Annotated in this window: 22 protein-coding genes; 19 read left to right on the top strand and 3 right to left on the bottom strand. The window is 38.9% G+C overall.

Features of this window, described 5'->3' with window-relative positions:
• Positions 1–102 precede the first annotated feature (102 nt).
• The 4 genes from DW963_RS12345 (at position 103) to DW963_RS12330 (ending at position 5,012) form a co-directional block, all read left to right on the top strand.
• Positions 103–639: a histidine phosphatase family protein gene (locus tag DW963_RS12345; protein WP_117916140.1), complete on the top strand. Its 537-nt coding sequence runs from the start codon at positions 103–105 to the stop codon at positions 637–639.
• A gap of 561 nt (positions 640–1,200) precedes the next feature.
• The gene (locus tag DW963_RS12340) at positions 1,201–2,634 is read left to right on the top strand and encodes a hypothetical protein (protein WP_117916138.1); all 1,434 of its coding nucleotides are present in this window, start codon (positions 1,201–1,203) and stop codon (positions 2,632–2,634) included.
• 12 nt (positions 2,635–2,646) lie between these two features.
• Positions 2,647–3,978: a M18 family aminopeptidase gene (locus DW963_RS12335; RefSeq protein ID WP_117916136.1), complete on the top strand. Its 1,332-nt coding sequence runs from the start codon at positions 2,647–2,649 to the stop codon at positions 3,976–3,978.
• A 32-nt stretch (positions 3,979–4,010) separates the two neighbouring features.
• A complete protein-coding gene (locus DW963_RS12330) occupies positions 4,011–5,012 on the top strand; it encodes a tRNA dihydrouridine synthase (protein ID WP_117916134.1) in 1,002 nt (333 codons plus the stop codon).
• A gap of 22 nt (positions 5,013–5,034) precedes the next feature.
• On the opposite strand, the gene DW963_RS12325 is transcribed toward DW963_RS12330, so the two are convergent.
• The gene (locus tag DW963_RS12325) at positions 5,035–5,799 is read right to left on the bottom strand and encodes an SDR family NAD(P)-dependent oxidoreductase (protein ID WP_117916132.1); all 765 of its coding nucleotides are present in this window, start codon (positions 5,797–5,799) and stop codon (positions 5,035–5,037) included.
• A gap of 211 nt (positions 5,800–6,010) precedes the next feature.
• Between DW963_RS12325 and DW963_RS12320 the strand changes: the two genes are divergently transcribed.
• The 11 genes from DW963_RS12320 to DW963_RS12270 all read left to right on the top strand — a co-directional run bounded on the left by DW963_RS12320 (position 6,011) and on the right by DW963_RS12270 (position 14,990).
• Entirely contained in the window at positions 6,011–6,562 is a 552-nt protein-coding gene (locus tag DW963_RS12320; protein ID WP_117916130.1) for a YcxB family protein, read from the top strand.
• Positions 6,563–6,643: 81 nt separating this feature from the next.
• On the top strand, positions 6,644–8,026 hold the full coding sequence (locus DW963_RS12315) for a citrate/2-methylcitrate synthase (RefSeq protein WP_117916128.1): 1,383 nt from the start codon (positions 6,644–6,646) through the stop codon (positions 8,024–8,026).
• A gap of 15 nt (positions 8,027–8,041) precedes the next feature.
• Positions 8,042–9,337, top strand: coding sequence for a 3-phosphoshikimate 1-carboxyvinyltransferase (gene aroA / locus DW963_RS12310; protein WP_117916126.1), 1,296 nt, complete (start codon positions 8,042–8,044; stop codon positions 9,335–9,337).
• Between the two features lie 145 nt (positions 9,338–9,482).
• Complete coding sequence (locus DW963_RS12305; RefSeq protein WP_117916124.1) at positions 9,483–9,740, top strand: hypothetical protein; 258 nt, start codon at positions 9,483–9,485, stop codon at positions 9,738–9,740.
• Entirely contained in the window at positions 9,722–10,327 is a 606-nt protein-coding gene (locus DW963_RS12300) for a hypothetical protein (protein ID WP_117916122.1), read from the top strand. Before DW963_RS12305 ends, DW963_RS12300 begins: the two co-directional genes overlap by 19 nt.
• 153 nt (positions 10,328–10,480) lie before the next feature.
• Complete coding sequence (locus DW963_RS12295) at positions 10,481–11,365, top strand: hypothetical protein (protein ID WP_117916120.1); 885 nt, start codon at positions 10,481–10,483, stop codon at positions 11,363–11,365.
• A 16-nt stretch (positions 11,366–11,381) separates the two neighbouring features.
• Positions 11,382–12,203: a hypothetical protein gene (locus DW963_RS12290; protein ID WP_117916118.1), complete on the top strand. Its 822-nt coding sequence runs from the start codon at positions 11,382–11,384 to the stop codon at positions 12,201–12,203.
• Positions 12,190–12,657: a hypothetical protein gene (locus tag DW963_RS12285; RefSeq protein WP_117916116.1), complete on the top strand. Its 468-nt coding sequence runs from the start codon at positions 12,190–12,192 to the stop codon at positions 12,655–12,657. Before DW963_RS12290 ends, DW963_RS12285 begins: the two co-directional genes overlap by 14 nt.
• A gap of 97 nt (positions 12,658–12,754) precedes the next feature.
• Entirely contained in the window at positions 12,755–13,510 is a 756-nt protein-coding gene (locus DW963_RS12280; RefSeq protein ID WP_055287396.1) for a hypothetical protein, read from the top strand.
• Positions 13,420–14,355, top strand: coding sequence for a DUF2705 family protein (locus DW963_RS12275; RefSeq protein ID WP_158568729.1), 936 nt, complete (start codon positions 13,420–13,422; stop codon positions 14,353–14,355). Before DW963_RS12280 ends, DW963_RS12275 begins: the two co-directional genes overlap by 91 nt.
• A gap of 2 nt (positions 14,356–14,357) precedes the next feature.
• Entirely contained in the window at positions 14,358–14,990 is a 633-nt protein-coding gene (locus DW963_RS12270) for an ATP-binding cassette domain-containing protein (RefSeq protein WP_117916112.1), read from the top strand.
• Between the two features lie 45 nt (positions 14,991–15,035).
• Here the strand turns inward: DW963_RS12270 and DW963_RS12265 are convergent, their stop codons facing one another.
• A complete protein-coding gene (locus DW963_RS12265) occupies positions 15,036–16,478 on the bottom strand; it encodes a serine hydrolase domain-containing protein (protein WP_117916110.1) in 1,443 nt (480 codons plus the stop codon).
• Positions 16,479–16,638: 160 nt separating this feature from the next.
• Here DW963_RS12265 and DW963_RS12260 point away from each other — a divergent pair, with 160 nt between their 5' ends.
• Positions 16,639–17,808 (top strand): cation diffusion facilitator family transporter, encoded by a 1,170-nt coding sequence (locus DW963_RS12260; protein WP_286169371.1) that lies wholly within the window; start codon positions 16,639–16,641, stop codon positions 17,806–17,808.
• Here the strand turns inward: DW963_RS12260 and ymfI are convergent, their stop codons facing one another.
• Complete coding sequence (ymfI, locus tag DW963_RS12255; protein ID WP_502694432.1) at positions 17,809–18,537, bottom strand: elongation factor P 5-aminopentanone reductase; 729 nt, start codon at positions 18,535–18,537, stop codon at positions 17,809–17,811. It lies immediately after the preceding gene.
• Between the two features lie 618 nt (positions 18,538–19,155).
• On the opposite strand from ymfI, the gene hpf reads away from it, so the two are divergent.
• The 3 genes from hpf (at position 19,156) to prfB (ending at position 23,637) form a co-directional block, all read left to right on the top strand.
• A complete protein-coding gene (hpf, locus tag DW963_RS12250) occupies positions 19,156–19,683 on the top strand; it encodes a ribosome hibernation-promoting factor, HPF/YfiA family (protein ID WP_012738636.1) in 528 nt (175 codons plus the stop codon).
• 197 nt (positions 19,684–19,880) lie between these two features.
• Complete coding sequence (gene secA, locus DW963_RS12245) at positions 19,881–22,448, top strand: preprotein translocase subunit SecA (protein ID WP_117916104.1); 2,568 nt, start codon at positions 19,881–19,883, stop codon at positions 22,446–22,448.
• A 70-nt stretch (positions 22,449–22,518) separates the two neighbouring features.
• Entirely contained in the window at positions 22,519–23,637 is a 1,119-nt protein-coding gene (gene prfB / locus DW963_RS12240; protein ID WP_117916102.1) for a peptide chain release factor 2, read from the top strand.
• Positions 23,638–23,643: the final 6 nt, after the last annotated feature.

The following is a 23,643-nucleotide window of genomic DNA, read 5'->3' as shown; positions in this document are numbered from 1 at the left end:
GGTAAGATGAAGTCCAAAAGGGAAGCCGAAGCGTGGCAGATTGGACGTTGAAGCGGGGAGAAGGTATGATGAAGTCCAAAAAGGCAGGAGAGGAGAAATATAATGGGAATGGTGTATTTTACAAGGCATGGTCAGACTGTCTGGAATGTCGAGAACAAGATATGTGGTGCAACAGATTCACCACTCACAGATTTAGGCCATGAACAGGCAATAGAGTTAGGAAAGAAGATCCTTGCAGAAGGAATACAGATAGATGAAATCCTGTATTCGCCACTTATAAGAGCGAAAGCTACAGCACTTCATGTATCTGAGATTACAGGAATACCAGCGCGCGAAGAGATAAGACTTAAGGAACAGAATTTCGGTAAATACGAATCAACACCAAGAGATGGAGAAGAATTTGCAAAAGCCAAATGCAACTTTATATGTAGTTTTGATGGAGGAGAGACAATGCTTCATCTTGCACAGCGTATATATAATCTGCTTGATGATATAAAGGCACAGCCTGATAAAACATACCTTTTGGTTGCACATAATGGAATTGCAAGAATGGTAAAGTCATATTTTGAAGATATGGGGAACGAGGAGTTTTCGGTGTTTAAGATAAAGAATTGCGAGATATTGAAGTTTGAGTTTTAAGTTGTGACATACGGGAGGTGGTGGCGGACGGACGCGGCGGGCGGGTGGATAGTGTCATTTTCAGACACGCTCTCGCTCGGTGAAAAACGCAGCTGTACTAAATTCGCTGGTTTGCCGCATAAAATGCGGTTCCCAGCTCATTAAGTGCAGGCGTTTTTCAACGGTCTGAAACCAACACTATCCACCCGCCCGCCGCTTACTTCGCCCCCTCCCAGATGTCACAGGCTTATCTGGGAGGAGATGTGATGCCGGCAGGTTTACGACACCGTGCAGTGCTGAGAAAGCCAGCCGTGTTAATTATGTATATTCCCCGACACAGACCGTTGGAAAACGTCGGCACTTAACGAGCCTGAGAAGCCGCGTAAAGCGGCGCACGACAAGGCGAGTTTAGTACCGTTACGTTTTCCACCGAGCGGGAGCGTGTCTGGGGAGGGAAATATACATAATTAACGCGGCGTCCGTCTCTCACAATTTACAAAAACAAAACTAGACCGAAATATCACTTTGCGTTATAATCAGACAGCGAAAGATGCAAATATATCAGAAGAAAGAGGCATAAAAATGTTTAATAAATCAATTATAAAAAAGGTAGCGGCGATAGCAGCAGTAATACTTGCAGTGACAGCACTTCCGGCTAATATGACGAAGGCAGATACACAAACATCAGGAAGTACTGTAAGCCAGGCAGCATCAGAATACACAGAAATCCGCACAGCATCAGAACTTGTGGAGGCAGCAAAGACAGCTACAGGTAATTATAAGCTGATGACAGATGTTGATATGACAGGAATTGAGTGGACACCATGGGATTTTTCTGGCACATTTGACGGCAACGGACATAGCATACTTAACCTGTCAGTAAAGACGGTAAGTAAGCATACAATGATGACCTATGACGGTAACAGAAAAGAGTACGAAACATATGGAGCCGGCTTTTTTGGTGTTCTTAAGGATTCGAAAGTAACAGGTCTTAACATATACGGTGCAAGAGTTGAAGTAACTTCAACAGAACCGTGCTTTGCAGCACCAGTGGCAGGTCTTGCTGATAATAGCGATATATCAGACTGTATGATTAAGGATACATATGTGTCACTCACAGATTCAGCTAAGATGTGGGGAACAGGTGGAATTGCAGGATTTGGAAGCGGCAATCTTGATAACATCACTACAGATGTAACACTTGTCTGCGTTGATACAGATGCAGCCGTAAGAGATGAGCAGTTCATGGGTGGTGCTTACGCAGCCGGCTTCCTTAATATAAGAAATTGTTCTATAACAATAGACGGATATGATTCAGACCACGGATATGTGCATGATGGCGGACTTGTCGGCATGTATATGGTATATCCATTGGAACTGTCAAAGACATATCAGGGCGAAGTGCTTAACAACAAAGTTAAGGGAATGATAACATTTTTCGAAGATAATACAGACCGCCGTGCATACTGTCAGGCAAATATGGGTGAGGTCATGAACTGGACATATGCATATTCAGGCTTCACATCAGATTTCAAGAGAAATGAGACATATGATTATTCAGTTACACTCCTTCCTGAAATGTGCAGCAATCCTTCATACACTGACACAGTGACAGAAGCAACAGCAGCGGATTTCGGCTACACAACACATACATGCAGCACATGTGGTTATACATATTCAGATAAATACACAATACACGAGCATAAGGTTGACAATTACAGTGTTGTAAAAGAAGCTACGGGAACAGACAAGAAAGATGGAATAGAAGCAGGAACATGCAGTCTGTGTAACCATACCGTTTATAGGGAATATGCTGCAAATGTGGTAACAGACGACAACACACAGACAACAGACAACAAAGTATCAGATGTCAATGGAAAGAAAGAATCCAATAGCATAGTTGTAATATTTGTGGTTATTGTTGTAGTGATAGTTGCGATAATAATCGTAACAGTAGTTATTATGGCACAGAACAATAAGAGAAGAAGACATAACAGACAAAGAAGACGCAGATAGAAGGGAGCAGTTATGGAAGAAAACACATTTATAAATGTATCAAAAGATATGATGTCATTCATAGAAAAAAGTCCTACAGCATTTCAGGTAACGGCGAATTTTATGGATTTGCTGGACGACGCCGGATTTGTGCGCCTTAATGAGAGGGACAGATGGCATCTTATACCGGGTGGCAAATACTATGTAACAAGAAATGATTCTTCCATAATAGCTTTCAGAATGCCGGCGGCAGAGGGCTTTATCAATTATCAGATTGCAGCCGCACACAGTGATTCACCGTCATTTAAGGTAAAAGAGAATCCTGAGCTGACAACGGATAAGAATTATGTTTCGTTAAATGTGGAAAAATACGGCGGCATGCTTATGGCACCGTGGTTTGACAGACCGCTTTCGGTTGCAGGAAGAGCAATAGTAAGGGAAGGTGCAGTATTAAAGCCAGTCCTTGTAAATGTAGACAGGGATTTATGCATAATACCTAATCTTGCAATTCACATGAACAGGGAAGCCAACACAGGGCTTAATTACAATGCACAGAAGGATATGATTCCGCTTATAGGAGAGGCAGAATCCAAAGGGCTTTTTGACAGTATAATAGCTGATGCAGCACAGACAGATAAAGAGTCAGTGATAAGCAGTGATTTGTTTCTGTACAACAGACAGGCAGGAACAATCTGGGGTGCAGACAATGAATTCATATCAGCACCACGACTTGATGATGTGATGTGTGCATATTCATGCATGAATGCGCTTATAGACAGCGACGAGAGCAATCAGGAAAGTGTTGCAGTATGCGCAGTATTTGACAATGAAGAGGTTGGCAGCAGCACCAAGCAGGGAGCAGATTCAACATTTTTATCAGATGTGCTTATGCGGATTGCATCGTGTGCCGGCAAGGATAATGAGGATTATATAAGGGCGTGTGCAGGTTCATTCATGCTTTCAGCGGATAATGCACATGCGGTTCATCCTAATTATCAGGAGAAAGCAGATCCGACTAACAGACCTCATATGAATAAAGGAATAGTCATCAAATACAACGCCAATCAGAAATACACAACAGATGCGGTTTCTGCGGCAATATTTAAAGAAATATGTACAAGAGCGGGAGTTCCGACACAGGAATTTGCTAACCGTTCAGATATTCCGGGTGGTTCAACACTTGGAAATATAGCTAACTGCCATGTGTCAATGAACACAGTAGATATCGGGCTTGCGCAGCTTGCAATGCACTCACCTTACGAGACAGCAGGAATTATGGACACAGAATACATGATAAAGGCAGTAAAAGAATTTTTCGAGACAGCCATTGTGACTAACAGCAACGGCACATTTACATTAGAATAACAGAAAGATACAGTATATGAGCAATACTATATATGGCTCCGATGGAGGGGCTTACAGATTTTACATACCGTAATGCCTACGAGAAAACATTTGGAAAAGGCAGAATTACAAAATATTTTACACCGTTTATCTCACCTAATAAGTCAGAGAATTTTCTTGCAAGAGAGATAAGGGACATAGACCGCGGGCATAATAAGGATACATATACAGTTGCACAGGTCATGACTAATGAAGCTAAGGATTTTATATGGACGGCAAAAATGCTTTATGAAAAATACGGCTACAGCGAGATTAATCTTAATGCCGGCTGTCCGTCAGGCACAGTTGTTTCAAAGGATAAAGGCTCAGGAATGCTTCGCGACACAGAAAAGCTTGAGCGTTTTCTTGATGAGGTGTTTGAGGATGCATTTATAAGAGAGAATATTAAGGTTTCGGTCAAGACACGAATCGGTGTTGAAGATGATGACAGTTTTCCACAGATAATGGAGGTGTATAATTCTTATCCTCTTGAGGAACTTATTGTTCATCCGAGAGTGCGTACGGATTACTACAGAAATGAGCTGCATCTTGACGCTTTCCGATACGCAGTGGATAACAGCAGGAATAAATTAGTGCTTAACGGAGATATATTTACAAGGAAGAATTTCCTTGAGATGAAGGAGATGTTTCCGGAGGTTGATACATTTATGCTTGGAAGAGGGCTTATCGCGGACCCCGGACTGATTAATGTATTAACAGATGATAATCCTGAGGCGATGGTGCGAGACCTTAATGCAGATAAGAAGCAGATGAAAGAGCTTCACGACCTTGTATACGCAGCCCGCACAGCCATAATGCCGGGAGATACACATGCCATACACAGAATGAAAGAAATGTGGTGTTATATGGAATATGTGTTTGATGATTGCAAAAAAGAAATCAAGGCAATCAAGAAATCCCAGAGAATGGCTGATTACAAGGCTGCAGTTAATGTGTTCTTCAACAAGGCAGTGCTTGTTGAAAGAAAGAATATTATATTTTCAAAAAAATTCTAAATCAGTGACAGGCAGTATCATATCAGATATTGTCTGTCTTTTTTTTCTGTTGGTGTCCCGTCATAAAGGCAAGTACCTGTCTTGGCAGGAATCTGCTGCCAAAAACTCCGGCTTTCATTGTAAATGTCGGAACAATGGTAAGTTTGCCTGTAAACATTTTACAAAGTGCATAATAGGCGCAGTAATCAGCAGGAATTCCTGATAATGCGAACTTTACATTGGCAACATTGTTGAAGTTGGTATCAACAGGACCTGGACAGAGCATGCTTATGTGAACGTTACTCTTTAAGTCGCGCAGTTCCCCGTGTATTGCAGTAGTGAGGCTTGTCACATAAGCCTTGGTTGCATAATAGGTAGACATATATGGTCCACCAGGAAGCAGTCCGGCACTTGACGCCACATTCATGATGTAGCCCCTGTCACGTTGTATAAAGCCTGGAAGTACGGCCTTTGTAAGTATATGCACAGCTTTAATATTAACATTAATCATGTTGATATCATTCTTTAATTTCGTTTCAGCAAATGTGCCAAGCTCTCCGAATCCGGCATTATTAATCATAATATCAAGTGGATATTTGCGGAGTTTTTTGCCAAGCTTTACACATGATTTCTCATCAGATAAGTCACATGTGATACATTTGCACCTGACAGCTACATTATCAGCAATTTCGTGAAGTGCCGCTGTGTTTCTTCCAACAAGAATCAGGTCATATTCAAGGTCTGCAAGCAGATATGCGAATTCTTTTCCGATGCCGGAAGATGCTCCGGTAATACAAGCAAGTTTCATAAGAAGACTCCTTTCTTTTTTCAATTCATGTTTCTGATTTCAAGAGTTTGTATATAAATATTATATCATATTCGTGCAATATATGCTATACAGCTCCACTCCCCACATCACAATATACGATTGACACACATCCCCCACCGGGCTTAAAATTATTACTTAGACGGGAACCGTTTAATGGTTTACATATGGGGATAATGCAAGGGAGGAATTGATGACAATAAAGAATGAAACAGCATTCACAAAGGAATGTATGGAAGGGGCTATGCGGGCCTGTGAGGCAGGCAATAGCAGATATAAAACATTTAAGCTTATATATAAGCTGTTTGGAATAATATTTGCAATGATGATGGTAAGAGAATTTGTGATGAAGCTGACAGGCAATGTTCATGCGGATACATTCATGATTCTGCTGTTCGGAGTTGTGGCTGTAGTTTTTCTGTATATTGGAATTATCGGAATGGACAAGAGTAACAGACGTAAGTTCTATAATATATATGGGAAAATGGTAGGAGTTAAGTTTTCATATGAGATAGATGCAGAGAATATTATTATTACAGACGAAGAAAACGACAGTGACACATTCAGCTGGAATGAAGTTGTAAAATGGAATCAGGATTCTGATAATATGTATCTGTTTGTTGGGGATGATAACTGCCTGGTTGTAAGCAAGAAAGGGTTTACCCAGGAAAGCGCAGATGATCTGAGACAGCTTGCTGATGCTGTAATTGGAATGAGAGATGAGACAGGAAACAGCCAGCAGTAAATTGACAAACACTATTAGTAGCAGATATAATATCTTCATCTGCGTTTAGCTATGCGGGAAATAATCAGGAGGAGGAAAGCCATGAACAATCAGGAAATGATGGAACTTTCAACAGTAGATAAGAGCGATTTTGAGGAACTTGTAAAAGAGTGTACAGCCTCAGGTATAATCGATCAGAATCTGTATACAGAGTATGATGTAAAGAGAGGTCTTCGTGATAGCAATGGTAACGGCGTACTTACAGGTCTCACAGAGATATCAGATGTATTAGGTAACCAGAGTGTTCACGGAAGAAAGATACCTGTAGACGGAGAATTATATTTTCAGGGATATAATGTTGAGGAGCTTATCAAGAGAAGCAGCCTTGACAGATTCAGATTTGAGGAAGCAACATATCTTCTGTTATTCGGAGTACTTCCAGACAAGGATCAGTTAGACAGATTCATAAGAATCTTAACAGACCTTCAGGAACTTTCAGGTGCATTCATCAGAGATGTTATTATGAAAGCTACAAGTACTAACCTTATGAATTCTCTTATGAAGAGTATCTTAAGTCTTTATTCATATGATGAGAAGCCGGATGATATTTCAATTCCTAATGTATTAAGACAGAGTCTTCAGCTTATAGCCAAGATGCCTCTTCTTTCAGTATATGCTTATCAGTCATACAGACATTTTAAGCTTGATGGAACACTTATGATAAAGAATCCTAAGAAAGGTTATTCAACAGCCGAGAATATACTCTATATGTTAAGAGATGACGGAGACTTTACAGAACTTGAAGCAAAGGTTCTTGATATCTGTCTTGTTCTTCATGCAGAGCATGGTGGTGGTAATAACTCAACATTTACAACTCATGTTGTTACTTCATCAGGAACAGATACATATTCAGCAATTGCTTCATCAATCGCATCCCTTAAAGGACCTAAGCATGGTGGTGCTAACTTAAAGGTTCAGGAAATGTTTACAGATATTAAGGCACATTGCAGCAATTGGGACAATAAAGATGAGATATGTACATATCTTAACAAGATCCTTGACAAAGAAGCATTTGACCATGCAGGACTTATCTATGGTATGGGTCATGCGGTATATACTAACTCAGATCCTAGAGCAGTTATTCTTAAGAAATTTGCAAAACAGCTTTCAGAAGAGAAGGGAATGCAGAAAGAATTTGCATTATATGAACTTGTTGAAAGCGAGGCAGGACAGCTTATCATGAACAAGAGAAAGATGTTTAAGCCAGTCTGTGCCAATGTCGATTTTTATAGTGGATTTGTATACACAATGCTTGGTATTCCAGAAGAAATGTTTACACCTATGTTTGCAACTTCAAGAATTTCAGGCTGGTGCGCACACAGACTTGAGGAACTTGTTAATGCAGGCAAGATTATTCGTCCTGCATACAAATATGTTGGACATCACAGACATATGTTGATATGGACGAGAGATAATTACGTTTAATGGAGTAGTAAAATTATGTCACAGTACAAGGTTAAGAAGCTGGACCACCCGATTCACTGTACAGTTGAAGTGCCTGGTTCAAAGAGTATTACTAACAGAGCGCTGCTTATGGCAGCTTTATCACAGGGTGAATGTACCCTTAAAGGAGTTTTGTTCAGTGACGATTCGAGACATTTTCTTTTAAGTCTTATCGCACTTGGATATATTATCGAAGTAAACGAAGTTGAACGATATGTTATCATTCATGGACATGGAAGAGATATTCCTAAGAAGAGAGCAACAATCAATGTGGGAAGTGCCGGAACAGCGGCAAGATTCCTTACAGCCATGCTTGCATTATCAGATGGTGAGTACACAATTGAAGCTTCTGAACAGATGAAGAAAAGACCAATGCTTCCGCTTTTTGAAGCATTACAGAGCATGGGAGCAGAGATTGAGTTTCTTGAGAAAGACGGACATCTTCCAGTTAATGTAAAAGGTGCAGCGTATGGTGGGAAGAAACCACAGAATCATGTTTCAATAAGTATAAGTGAAAGTACACAGTTCTTAAGCGCACTTATGATGACATCTCCGATGCTTGAAGAAGGAATACATGTTCATATTACAAGTAATAAAACAGAAGGATCATATGTGCGTATAACAGCTAAGATGATGGAACAGTTTGGATGTGTGGTAGACCATAAAGGGGCAGAATATGTAGTTCCTGAGGGTTCGGGTTACTATCCACAGACATATTATATTGAACCGGATGTTTCAGCAGCCTGCTACTTCTATGCGGCAGCAGCACTTACAGGCGGAACAGCTATCGTTAAGGGAGTACATTCTAACTCAATGCAGGGTGACCTTAAGTTCATAGATGTTCTTAAGCAGATGGGCTGTGCTGTGACAGAGGAACGCGAGGGTATATGTGTCAGCGGACCTAAGGATGGAGAATATTGCGGTGTGGATGTTGATATGAATGATTTCTCAGACCAGTCAATGACACTTGCGGCTATTGCTCCATTTGCAAAGACTACTACAGTTATCAAGAATATTGAACATATACGATTACAGGAATCAGACAGAATTGAGGCTATGGTCAACGAGCTTAACAATCTTGGTGTTGACGTCAAAGAGGGAAGAGACCGTATAGAGATATCTCCAGCCAATGTTAAGCCAGGTGTTGTTGACACATATAATGACCACAGAATGGCAATGTCATTTGCATTAATCGGATTGCGTGTTGATGGCATAATAATAGATAATTACGAGTGCTGTTGTAAGACATTTGAGAACTATTTTGAAGTACTTGAAAAGGCATGTGCACAGTAACATATAAAAGTTTATCTTTGATACCTTACAGCATGGTAATATGCATATATTGTCGTTGCTGAAAATAAATATATATGGTATTATAAAAAAGGTTAAGACAACAACCATACAATATTTTAACTTTTACTTTCAGGAGGGAAAAGAAATGAGTTTTTGTAAGTATTGTGGAAGACAGTTACAGGACGGAGAAGTCTGTACATGTCAGCAGGCACAGCAGTCAGCCGGAGCAGCACAGCCTCAGCAGGCAGCGCAGCAGACATTCCAGCAGGGAGCAGGTCAGCAGACACAGCAGGGATTTAATCAGCAGCAGGCTTCACAGCAGATGGATGCAGTGAAGAAGGCAGGAGCTAATGCAGCCCTTGATTATCTTAATGTGTTGAAGGCTTGTTTACATCGCCGGTAGAAACAGTATCAGCATATGTTGCTAAAGCTAATGTTATTATGATTGCAATACTTATTGGTGGTCAGGCAATTATTAACATGCTTACAAGATTATTTGATATGTTAATTGCTAACAGTAAGGCAAAGGTTACAACAGGAAGTAAAGAACTTGACAGCTTACTTTCATCTTACTACAGCTCATATACTAATACCAAGCCATATCCAGCAGGCTCAATATTCAAGAACATGCTTCTTGAGATTCTTCTGGTAGCAGTAGCGGCAGCTGTAATTGCACTTGTAGTTATGCTTCTTGCAAAGGCATTTAACAAGGCTAATGTTACATATATGCAGGGCCTTGCAGTATATGCCATTACAGCAGTACTTGGTATACCAGCAGAGTTACTCAGTTGGGTAACAGGTCTTACATCAGTAGGATTCATTGACAGAATATCTTCATGTGTAACAGTATTTTCTAATGTAGCAGGATATGCATTTGTATACATAGCAATCCGAGCATTATGCAAGGATGAGAAGAAGATACCTCTTATAATGGCAATCTCATATGTTGCAGTTAATTTCCTTACATGGGTATTAAGACTTATGTTCTAATTAACAATTTGATAATTGATTATAATTAATGATTCCCGGCAGACCAGAAGTGTGAATACACAATGGCCTGCCGGGAATTTTTTATTATTTTTCAACTTTTTACAAATGTATTTCGTATATAAGTGTAAGAGAACTTATATCAAGGAGGTACTTATGGGGAGAAGAAAATGTTTAATTATTCCGGTCCTTATGGCAGGAATATTATTAATGGGAGGCTGCAGCAGACAGAGCATTGAAGATGTGAAGCGTTTTCAGGAGACAAGCACAGCCGTAGAGAATCAGACCAATCAGACAGGAATTATTCAGGAGAACGAATCACGTGAGAACAAAGTTGATAATGTGTTTGCGGGAATGGTTTCAAGTAGTCCTAAATATGCTGAAAGATATTCAGATGTTGATATGGAGATTTATACAGGGAAACTGGTTACCAAATTTACATACAGTATAGGTGAAACAGCCATTGCTGAAAATGTTGATGAGTTATCCAAGCTGATGAGCGAGGAGGACATAGCTGAATATATAAAATATGATACTGAAACACCAGAAAAATTCAGTGCATATGACAAGATGATTAATGAAGATGGAACATTTGAAAATGATAGAAAAGGTATCAAGCAGGTTGCCCTGCTGATGAAGTTAAAGATTACTAATAATGGTGATGAAGATTTTCAGTTTCTGTCGAACGGATTCCGTTTGTATTGCTTCAGATATAACGAACAGGACGATGCAACATATTATTCAACCATAGAAAGCAGACAATCATATCTTAATATTCATGATGACCATGAAATATTCAGACATCATCTTACAATTAAGCCGGGAGAAACTAAAGAGGTTGTTGCAATGGAGGTCATTCCTTATGAATTTGTTACTTCTTACACAAGAACAACTGCTAATGTTGGAGGTCAATATATAGATACATATAAGGATATAACAACAGATGGTCTTACTATAGATTCGTTGTATACATGCTACAGTACAACTGATAAAGCATTTCCTGTTGGTTCTCCGATAGTAAAGCTTGATATAGACAAGTAGCCGGGAGGAAAACAGTATGAAGGTGATGATTAAGACAGAGCTCGAAAGGGCATTTAAAAGCTGGAGTCTGTGGCTGGCTCTTATAATTGGGATGGGGTTAAGTATAGCACAGATTATAACCAGGATTATACCGGCAGCCATGAATCCGCTGATGGGATATATGCCTGATAATGCCACACTTATGCCGATAAGTGCATTTCAGGTGTGGATAGGTAATGGAGTATCATTTGAATACAGTCTGTTTATAAGGCTGATTCCGATACTGGCGGCTATGCCGTATGCAGTTACATATCTGTCAGATATTAAAAGTGGAATTATTAAGAATTATGTAACGAGAACAGCTAAGTTTAATTATCTTGCTGCCAAATATATTGCAGTGTTTGTGACGGGAGGTGTGGTAGTGGTTATGCCATTGCTTATTAATTACCTGACTGCGATAACTATTCTTCCATCACTTGTGTGGCCGGTTGGTGTATTTGCAAGTTCTCCAAAAAGTATATGGTCAGCAATATTTTATACACATCCACACATTTATATGATTATGTATATGATTCTGCTTTTTGTGTGCGGAGGTCTTATGGCAACAATAGCACTTATTGTATCTAATATAGTTAATAACAGATTTGTGGCTATGCTTGCACCATATATTATTACTGAATTTGCAAATGCGATACTGCGCATGTCTGATAAGAAATGGCTGAGAGGTATTGCACCGACAAAGCTTTTTAATATGGCACAGACCAATACAGGAGCATCGTTCATAGTGTATATAGCAGTATTACTGATACTTGGAGTTGTTGTGTATTTTATAGGAGGGCTTAAGCATGAAACATACTAAAGGCAGATTCAGCATAAGAAAGCACCCGTTTATAATTACATTTATAATAATGGCAGTAATTGCTGTAGTAGTTGCAGTTGGATATATAGATGTGAATCACAGATTTCCAGAGCCGGAAGAAGAAATTGTAGAGAAGGATGAATGGGTACAGTATTCTGATGGGATAAAGATTACGGTTACAGGAATTGATTACTGCACTGAACGGGAAGTTAATGAAAAATACAGCGCCAGTGTTAAGGAACTGGGCAGGTTTAATTATATAGTTTTAAAGGTTAAAGTTCAGAATGAGTCACAGGATAAGTTTAATATGTTCAGTATTGTGACAGACTCTAATCTTGTTATATACCGGATGGATATGAAAATCAGGGAATGGTATGTGAAGATAATGTATCTGTTGATAAAGGCGAGGTCAAAGACTTTACACTGGCATATGTCATTAGTAAAAATTATCTGAGTGAAAAGAAGCTGGATAAGCTCCTTCATGAAGATATATATCTGTGTTTTAAGGCTTATCCAGTAAGACAGGCGATTGTAATCAGGGGTATAGATGGATGAAGAAATTAAAATTATTATTTAATGTAAGCGAGGCTGCACTTACGGCGGCTGTGTTTGTGTTAGTAACAGCGCTTGTACCGATGGATATAATTCTAAAACTTGTGAGTCAGTCCGTTATTAATGGAAATCCGTGCCTGTATGATGCACTTATCAGTGTGAATGTAAGTACAATGTGGAGATATGTTGTTCCATTTGTATTGTTTTATGTTCTTTATATTCAGAAATATGATTTGAACAGTGCAATAGTTATAAGAAGAAAGAATGTAAGAAATGTGTGGATTAATTCACAGATTAATATGGTTGTGGCAGCAGGATTTTTCTCTGCGTATATTACGGTGGTAACTTTAACAGCCGGGTATCTGATGACAGGAAAAGTATATAACTGGGATGAAAAATTCAGCAAGGCATTCATGGCAACAGGAGATATAGTACAGAACCGCCCATCACTGTGGCTTTTTATAATTGCATTTGTTATAGAAGCATTTGCAATACTGTATGTATCAGGCACGCTTATGATGATTATGTGGTGGCTTACTAATAACCAGTGGGCAGGTTTCCTTGCTGCCCTGGCTGTGAGCAGCTTTGAGAACATGGCGTATATGGGATTTCTTACATATTATTATAAGTTAAGAGGCAATATCTATATGAACGGTGTGCAGATATGGCGGAATATATTGTATCCGCTGATACTGTGTCTGGCTGTGTCACTGGTAACAACTGTTATTATCAGAAGAAAGGACTTTTTCAGATGAAAAATGTGATTTTTCAGATAAAATATGATTTCATTAATGGAATAGTGCATCAGTGGAAGAAATTTCTTCTGATTGCAGTGGTATATGCTGTTCTTATAACAGACTTTCTTGTGCGCTGTAAGACAAAACATTTTATGGGACAATACACATCATCGGATATCATATTATATATCTTTCGCGGGATGCGCTGGATTGTGGATGTACAGACAGATATTAATATTCCGACAGCATACATACTTCCTAATATTCTTATTGGCTTTGCAATAGGTAACTATCCATTCAAGGATATTAACGGTTATGGCGGAATGGTGCTTATGAGAGCAGGTAAGAAGCTGGTATGGTGGTTATCCAAATGTATATGGGCAGTGTTTACTGCATGTATCTGTTATGGAATCTTAATACTTGAGATAGCCGGTGTTTCGCTGGCAGGCGGAAGACTGAGCCTGCAGGTCAATAAACAGGTGTGTATCAGTATAGACGGTTACGACAAAACACTGATAAAGAATAATCCGAATCTTACAAGACTTACAGTGTATATGATTATTGTGGGGATTCTCACAACAATTGCAATATGCCTTGTACAGATATGCGTTTCACAGATTATGGGACCGATTATCGGGTACATTGCTGTCGTAGTTATACTGATTATGGGAGTATTTTTCAGGTCATTCCTGTTTATAGGTAACGGCTTCATGGCGTTAAGAAATATTATGTATACACCTGAAGGCGGGAGCCTTACGCTGACGGTTATTGCAGATATTGTGCTGATAGTTATTTCAGTAATTGCAGGATATGTTTCGTTTAGGAGAATGGATATATTAAAGAAGAGTGATTGGAGGGTGTAATTATGGTAATAAAGCTTACAAATGTTTCAAAGGTTATAAAGAAGGCAAAGGTTCTTGATAATGTTAATCTGGAACTTACAAGTGGTAAAGTGTACGGATTAAAGGGAAAGAATGGCTCAGGAAAGACAATGCTTATGAGGGTTATATGCGGTCTTATATCAGCAACAGAGGGAACTGTTGAGATAGACGGCAAGATTCTTGGAAAGGATATGACATTTCCGGACAGTGTCGGAGTGTTAATAGAGAATCCCGCATTTATCGGTAATTATACGGGCTTTAAGAATCTTAAGGTGCTTGCTTCAATCCAGAACAGAGTTGATGATGAACATATAAGAGAGGTAATACATCAGGTAGGTCTTGACCCTGATGATAAGAGAACTTATAGAAAATATTCTCTTGGTATGAAGCAGAAGCTGGGAATTGCTGCAGCCTACATGGAGAATCCTGACCTTATCATACTTGATGAGCCTATCAACGCACTTGATGAAGCCGGAGCAAAGCAGGTTCATGAGATACTTGAGGAACAGAAGAAAAGAGGTGCGCTTATCATAATTGCATGCCACGATAAGGAAGAACTTGAGATGCTCTCTGACGAGATAATTGAGATTAGTGAAGGAAGAATCATAGAAAAGTAAAGGAAAAGGGCGGTCATACAGGTAAGTGTGATCGCCCTTTGATATCTAAATGCTTAATTTGCCACTGAACACACCATCGTATTCATTAAAATAACTCTCTTCAAGCTTTCTCATCATAACTGTAACATAATCATCAATATAGCTTAATGATATATACATATTGCCGACGGAACTATCAATAATCTGCACTTTGATAAGAAGATTATTGTCTGTCCTGAAAGCTGCACTTGCACCACATTTGAAATTATAATCAGGGAAGTTCTGGAAAACATTCTTTCCGAGTCCGAAATGCAGCTCGTGATTTCCTGTTGCATTAGTATAGAAAAATGTTCCTTCATCCCCGTTAAATGTGAGCTTTATGTCTGTTACACCACATGGATTAGTGCCAAATTCGTAGTTTTGTCCGTTGATTTTGCTTACAAGGTCTGAACTATATTCGCCCGGCTGCACAAGAAGCTGGCGTGAATTCTCGAACTTCTGGAATTCTTCATAATCACTATTATCACCATTATAAGTACATGCATCAATATGGCTGTATACTTCTTCGTAAAATGTATCATATATCAGCTGTACTCCACCCTGACGACCCTGTGCATCAGCAGTGGTAACAAGAATAACATCTTTATCCGGGTAATATACGGCAAGCTGTCCACCCATGCCAAAAAATGCATAACCATTGTGAGTTGTCATCCATATCTGGTAGCCATAGCCCTGCATTTCTTCCCATGAACCTGATTTTCCATAAGGGTCACTCTGCTTAACAGTTGCCTCCTTAAGATATCCGGAAGGCAGCAACTGCTTTCCATCAAGTTTACCATTCTGAGATACAACATACATAACCTTAAGGATATCCCGTGGTTTTGCACACATTCCTGAACCACCCATGCTTACTTTGCCATCAGGAGATTTTAATATAAATGCTTCTTTAGAAAACTCCAATTCATCTAAGAATTTTGTTCTCAGATAATCAAGCAGTTCCATACCTGTGAGCTTTTCAACAAGTGCACCCAATGTATGTGTTGAAGCTGTATCATAAGAGAAATTAGTTCCAGGAACATGGTCGGGTGTAACAGTGAAGAAAGAACCTACCCAGTCAGGGGAACCTCCGATTTTGTATGCATTCACATCATGGCATGTTCTCATTGTGAGCATCTGCCTTATTGTGAGCATCTGCATATATGGGTGCACACCTGTTTCTGGCTGCTTTTCAGGGAAATAATCTGCAATATGGTCATCAAGTGATATTCTGCCTTCATCAGCAAGCAGCCCTATGGCAAGTGAAACGAAAGATTTGGTGACAGAAAACATTCTGTGAAGAGTGTCTTTCGTGTATGGTGCATAGTAGCTTTCCATACATATTTTACCATGTCGCATAACAATTATGCTGTGCATCGGAAGGTTGTTATATTCAAGCTTTCTGGCAAAGCTGATAAGTCCTGTGGAAGATATTCCTACATCCTCTGGTATTACCTTTTCAAAGTCTAACATTGTTGTCCTCCAAGATAGTTGTAATGATTAAACACAATAATTGTTTCCATTATAGTCCTTTTGTGTATATACTGTAAATCAAAAAATAAGAATCTTTAAATTAAATCCAATATGGTATATACTTAATGCAAATATGCCAGAGGGCATGAAGGAGAAGGAAATGATAGATTTATTACTTAAGAGGTTTGTAAAAGATTATGATAAGACGAAGAACCCTGAAGTCCGTACAAGATACGGTGTGTTTGCCGGGATTGTGGGGATAATCTGTAATCTTATACTGTTTTTAGCAAAGATAATTGCAGGAGTGCTTACGGCATCAGTTTCAATAATGGCGGATGCGGTCAATAATTTATCGGATGCAGGATCTTCAATTGTTACACTTATAGGTTTTAAGCTTGCAGGAAAGCCGGCTGATTATGAACATCCGTATGGTCATGGAAGAATCGAATATATATCGGGCTTCATAGTATCAGGAGCAATTATAATTATGGGCTTTGAACTGCTGACAACATCATTCAGAAAAATACTTCATCCTACGCCGCTTGAGGTATCCGTACCATCTCTTATTATACTTGTGTTATCAATCCTTATGAAAATGTGGATGGCAAAATTCAACAAATATCTTGGCAATAAAGTAGATTCTGCAGCAATGAAGGCAACGGCTACAGACAGCCTGTCAGACTGCGTTGCAACATCAGTAGTCCTTATAGGAGTGCTTCTTACCCTGTTTTCTGATATTAATATAGATGGAATAGCAGGAGTTGTTGTTGCAGTATTTGTAATATTAGCTGGTTTTGGTGCGGCAAAAGATACATTGCAGCCACTTCTTGGGCAGCCACCAACGAAAGAATTTGTACAGGAACTTGAGAATATTGTTCTTCAGGATAAGCATATAATAGGAGTTCACGACCTGATTGTGCATAATTACGGTCCGGGCAGAGTATATGCATCGCTTCACGCAGAGGTTCCGGCTAATATGGACATGATGGAAGCGCATGATTATATAGATATGGCTGAAAGAAGAGTTGAAAAGCGCATGAAATGCTTTATAAGCATACATATGGATCCGGTAGTTACAGATGATGAGGTGATAAATCATTTGCGAAAGATGACTATTGCGGTTGTAAAGTCAGTAGGTGAGGAACTGGATATACATGATTTCAGGACTGTTAAAGGTCCATATATAACTAATCTTATATTTGATGTGCTTGTTCCTTATAATTATCATCTTTCAGATGATGAGATAAAGAAACAGATTCAGAAAAAAATCACGGAGAAGCAGAGTGAATGCCGCGCCGTGATTAATATTGATAAAAGTTATACAGGCTGATTAAATCCAGCCGCCATCAAGAGTTATTATCTGACCGGTAAGATAGCTGTTCATGCCGGAAAGAGGTTTAACAAGCTCAGCGACTTCCTGCGGGTCTCCAAACCGGCCTGCAGGAATTTCTTCGGCAAGTTCTGCCTTGTCATCATCTGAGAGATGACTGTTCATCTCTGTGTCAATAGCTCCGCAGGCAACAGCGTTGACCTGAATACCACTAGGAGCAAGTTCTTTTGCAAGTGCCCTTGTAAATGAATTGACTGCCCCTTTGGTTGCCGAATATGCAACTTCACAGCTTGCACCGTACAATCCCCACACAGAAGATATATTAATAATCTTGCCACAGTGTCGCTTCATCATGTCTTTAACAGCAAAATGGCAGCAGTTAAAGACAGAATCTATGTTAGTGTTACATATCCTGTGCCACTCATCTTCGCTCATATCCTGAAAAAGTCCGACAACAGATATTCCAGCATTATTGATAAGCACATCAACCTGACCGAAACGCTGGAGGCACATGTCAAACATTTTCTGTACATCACTGTAATTTCCCATATCGCCTATAAATGTTTCACAGACACTGCCTTTTTCCTCAATAATGGATTTGACTTCATTTAGTTTATCCACATTATTCACACAGTTAATAACAATATTAGTATCTTTTCCGGCGAGTTCTATTGCAATGGCTCTTCCGATTCCACGGGAAGCACCAGTTATAACTATAGTTTTTTTCATGATAATATGCCTCTCTTAATAAAACATAATTTTAATAATAGCGTTATTATAATACAGGAAAATACTGAATATTTCTACAAAAAAATTTAAAACATCTATTGACAAAAACAGCCTTGTGCATACTAACCAAAAAGAAATTCAGATTGTATTTATTTCAATAATTGCTTGACAGGATTTGAAAATGCTCAGAAAAGTTTTCCACATTTTTAAAACATGATTTTATCTAAAATACGACTTATCAACCAAGTTATCCACATTATCCACAATTATCCACAATATTTTGTTATTAATTTAGTATACTTGGAACAGAATAAATGTTTTGTGAATATTTGCAAAAAATCAGAAAACTTACTTATGACACTTGACATATGTGCATAAAATAATTAAAGGACATACTTGTTAATTTACAAATTTATGATATAATACTTACATAAAATAAGTATACAGAAATGTATCTTAGGTCGTGTTAGCTGAATGTGTATATATTCTTTCGACACATACAGTGATTTAAGAAGGAAGAATGTCTGATAGATTTTATAAAGAGAAGGTTGGAAAGGAATTACGATCAGATTCTTACCTCTGCCCACGATTATAAAACACGTAAAGGAGTTGGACATCATGAGATTTATAATTACAGGAAGAAATATTGATATAACAGAGGGATTAAAGTCAGCAGTAGAGGAGAAGCTTGGAAAGCTTGACAGATTCTTTGCACCAGAGACGGAAGTTAATGTAACTTTGAGTGTAGAAAAAGAAAGACAGAAGATTGAGGTAACTATTCCAGTTAAGGGTAACATCATAAGAAGCGAGCAGGTAAGCAGCGATATGTATGTTTCAATTGATCTTGTCGAAGAAGTTATCGAGCGTCAGTTAAAGAAGTATAAGAATAAGATTGTTGACAAGCAGCAGAACGCAGCAGCATTTGCACAGGAATTTGTAGAGAAAGATTATGATGACGATGAGGTTAAGATTATCAGAACCAAGAGATTCGGAATCAAGCCAATGGATCCTGAAGAAGCATGTGTTCAGATGGAGCTTCTTGGACATAATTTCTATGTGTTCTTTAATTCAGAGACAGAGGAAGTTAATGTTGTTTACAAGAGAAAAGGCAACACATATGGTTTGATTGAACCAGAACTTGATTAGTATGCTTTTTCACGTCATATAGGTTTATCCTCTTTTTTAGAGTACCGTCTGCCGGTTAGTGCTGGCAGGCGGTATTTCTTTATATGTATAAGAAATCTATTTATAGAATTTTAATGGTTTAACTTTACTTGATAGAATATCTAAATAGTGGTACAATTACAACATAAATAGGCTTTTATAAGGAGATATATAAAGTAATGGGATTAGCTCAGAAATTATTTGGAACACACAGCGAACATGAATTGAAAAGAATATATCCAATTGCTGATAAGATTGAAGGCTACAGAGAATCTTATAGCAAGTTAAGCGACGAAGAACTTAAAGGAAAGACTAAGGAGTTTAAGGACAGATTAGCTAAGGGAGAGACTCTTGATGATATTCTACCAGAAGCATTTGCAACTGTAAGAGAAGCAGCAAGAAGAGTGCTTGGCATGGAACATTATCATGTTCAGCTTATCGGAGGAATTATTCTTCATCAGGGAAGAATTGCTGAGATGAAGACTGGTGAAGGTAAAACACTTGTGTGTACACTTCCGGCATATCTTAATGCACTTACTGAAGAGGGCGTAATCGTAGTTACTGTTAATGATTACCTTGCTAAGCGAGATGCTGAGCAGATGGGTATGATACATGAATTTCTGGGTCTTAAGGTTGGCGTTGTATTACACGACTCAACAAGAGAAGAGAGACAGGCTGCATATGGAAGTGATATTACATATGTAACTAACAACGAACTTGGTTTCGATTATCTTCGTGATAATATGGCTATATATAAGAGTGAACTTGTATTAAGAAATCTTAAGTACTGTATTATAGATGAGGTCGATTCTGTTCTTATTGATGAGGCGCGTACACCTCTTATTATTTCAGGACAGAGCGGAAAATCCACTAAATTATATGAACTCTGCGATATACTTGCAAGACAGTTACAGCGAGGCGAATATAAGGGTGAGAGAACTAAGATGCAGGCAATCATGAACGAGGAAGTTGAAGAAGATGGAGACTTCATCGTTAATGAAAAGGACAAGGTAGTTAACCTTACAGAACAGGGTATCCATAAGGTTGAGCAGTTTTTCCATATAGATAATTATGCAGATCCTGAAAATCTTGAAATCCAGCATAATGTTACACTTGCACTTCGTGCACATTATCTTATGTTCAGAGATAAGGATTATGTTGTTAAAGATGACGAGGTACTTATCGTCGATGAATTTACAGGTCGAATTATGCCAGGCCGTCGTTATTCAGATGGTCTTCATCAGGCTATAGAAGCGAAAGAGCATGTTAAGGTTAAGAGAGAAAGTAAGACTCTTGCAACTATTACATTCCAGAACTTCTTTAATAAGTTTGAGAAGAAAGCAGGTATGACAGGTACTGCTCTTACAGAGGAAAAGGAATTCCGTGAAATCTATAACATGGATGTTGTTGAAGTTCCAACTAACAAGCCTGTTATAAGAGTTGATTATAATGATGCTGTATTCAAGACTAAGAAGGGTAAGTTCAATGCAGTTGTACAGTCTGTTATTGAATCACATGAAAAAGGACAGCCAGTCCTTGTTGGTACAATAACAATTGAGACTTCTGAGCTTCTTAGCGAGATGCTAAGAAAGAAGGGCATACCTCATAATGTACTTAATGCCAAGTATCATGAACTTGAGGCACAGATAGTATCAGAGGCAGGTCGTCATGGTGCAGTTACTATTGCTACTAACATGGCTGGTCGAGGAACTGATATTAAGCTTGATGAGGAAGCTGTTGCTGCCGGTGGTCTTAAGATTATCGGTACAGAAAGACACGAGAGCCGTCGAATTGATAACCAGCTGCGTGGTCGTTCTGGACGACAGGGAGATCCTGGTGAATCAAGATTTTATATATCTCTTGAAGATGATCTTATGAGGCTGTTTGCACAGGAAAGACTTATGAATATATTCAACAGTCTTGGAGTATCTGAGGATGAGCAGATTGAGCATAAGATGTTAAGCAAGGCTATAGAGACAGCCCAGAAAAAGATTGAGACTAATAACTTTGGTATCAGAAGCCACCTTCTTGAATATGATCAGGTTATGAATGAACAGAGAGAGATTATGTATGCAGAACGTAGAAGAGTTCTTGACGGCGAAAGCATGCGTAATTCTATTATGAAGATGATAACTGATTATGTGGAAAATGTAGTTAACCGTTGTGTAAGTGAAGATAAAGATGCTAATGAATGGGATTATAATGAGATTAATGAGCTTCTCCTTCCAACTATTCCTATTGAGAAAGTAGAATATAGAGAAGATATTAAGAATAAGAATGAATTAATACATGATCTTAAGGAGAAGGCAGTTAAACTTTACGAAGATAAAGAAGCACTTTTCCCAGAGGCTGAGCAGATAAGAGAAATCGAGCGAGTAATCCTTCTTAAGGTAATTGACAGAAAGTGGATGGATCATATCGATGATATGGATCAGTTAAAGCAGGGTATAGGTCTTCAGGCACTTGGTCAGAGAGATCCTGTTGTCCAGTATAAGATGATGGGCTATGACATGTTTGATGAGATGACTGCAGGAATTACAGAGGATACTGTAAGACTTCTTATGCATATTCAGGTAGAACAGAAGGTTGAAAGAGAACAGGTTGCCAAGGTAACAGGTACTAATAAGGATGAAGGACCATCTGTTAAGGGACCAGCGAGAAGAACAGAGAAGAAGATATATCCTAATGATCCATGCCCATGCGGAAGTGGCAAGAAATATAAGAACTGCTGCGGAAGACAGGCATAAGCTTATAAGAGACATCAGGGCGCGGAATGCTTGAAATATCAGCGTCCGCGCCTATTATTTTGGAGGACATATGGTAGAGTTAGACCAGTTTAGATACAGAATTTCAGGATACGATAAGCCTATGGCTCAGATTAAGAATTCTCTGGATCTTGACAATAAGCAGAAAAGGATTGAAGAACTAGAGGCTGATATGGAATCTCCGGGATTCTGGGACAATCCTGATAAATCACAGAATGCAATGAAAGAGCTTAAAGGCTTAAAGGATGCATTTGAAAGATATAATGAGCTTGAAACAGGACTTGATGATGTCAAGACACTTATTGAGATGGCAGAAGAATCTAATGACCAGTCTCTTATTCCGGAGATAGAAGAAGAGATAACGAATCTTGAAGATAAGATGGAAAGTTTAAGGATTGAGACATTACTTTCAGGAGAACATGATGCATGTGATGCCATTCTTACGCTTCATGCAGGAGCAGGCGGAACAGAAAGCTGTGACTGGTGCCAGATGCTTTTCAGAATGTATACAAGATGGGCGGAAAGTCACGGATATACTACAGAGACACTTGATTATCTTGAAGGTGAAGAGGCAGGAATTAAGTCAGTTACTATAGAGATACGAGGGGAAAATGCATATGGACATCTAAAGTCTGAACATGGTGTTCACAGACTTGTAAGAATATCGCCATTTAATGCAGCAGGCAAGAGACAGACATCTTTCGTATCGTGTGACGTAATGCCCGATATTAATCAGGATATAGATATTGAGATTAATGATGATGATTTAAGAATTGATACATATCGTTCAAGTGGTGCAGGTGGACAGCACATTAATAAGACGTCATCAGCAATCAGAATTACGCATCTTCCAACAGGAATTGTTGTACAGTGTCAGAATGAGAGGTCACAGCATCAGAATAAGGATAAGGCTATGCAGATGTTAAAGGCTAAGCTCTATCTTTTAAAGGAAGCTGAGAATGCAGAGAATCTATCTGGAATCAGAGGAGATGTCAAGGATATTAATTTCGGAAGCCAGATAAGAAGTTACGTTCTTCAGCCATATACAATGGTTAAGGATAACAGAACCAATAAGGAAGTTGCTAATGCAGGAAGTGTTCTGGACGGTAATATTGATCCGTTCATTAATGCATATTTAACATGGATCAGTACAGGAAAGACTGAGGAGTGAGGTATT

The organism is Eubacterium sp. AM46-8 (genome assembly GCF_003466705.1).
In the GTDB taxonomy this organism is placed as follows: domain Bacteria; phylum Bacillota; class Clostridia; order Lachnospirales; family Lachnospiraceae; genus Lachnospira.
The sequence above is the reverse complement of the archived record's forward strand: the minus strand, read 5'-3'. Positions and strand labels throughout refer to the sequence as shown.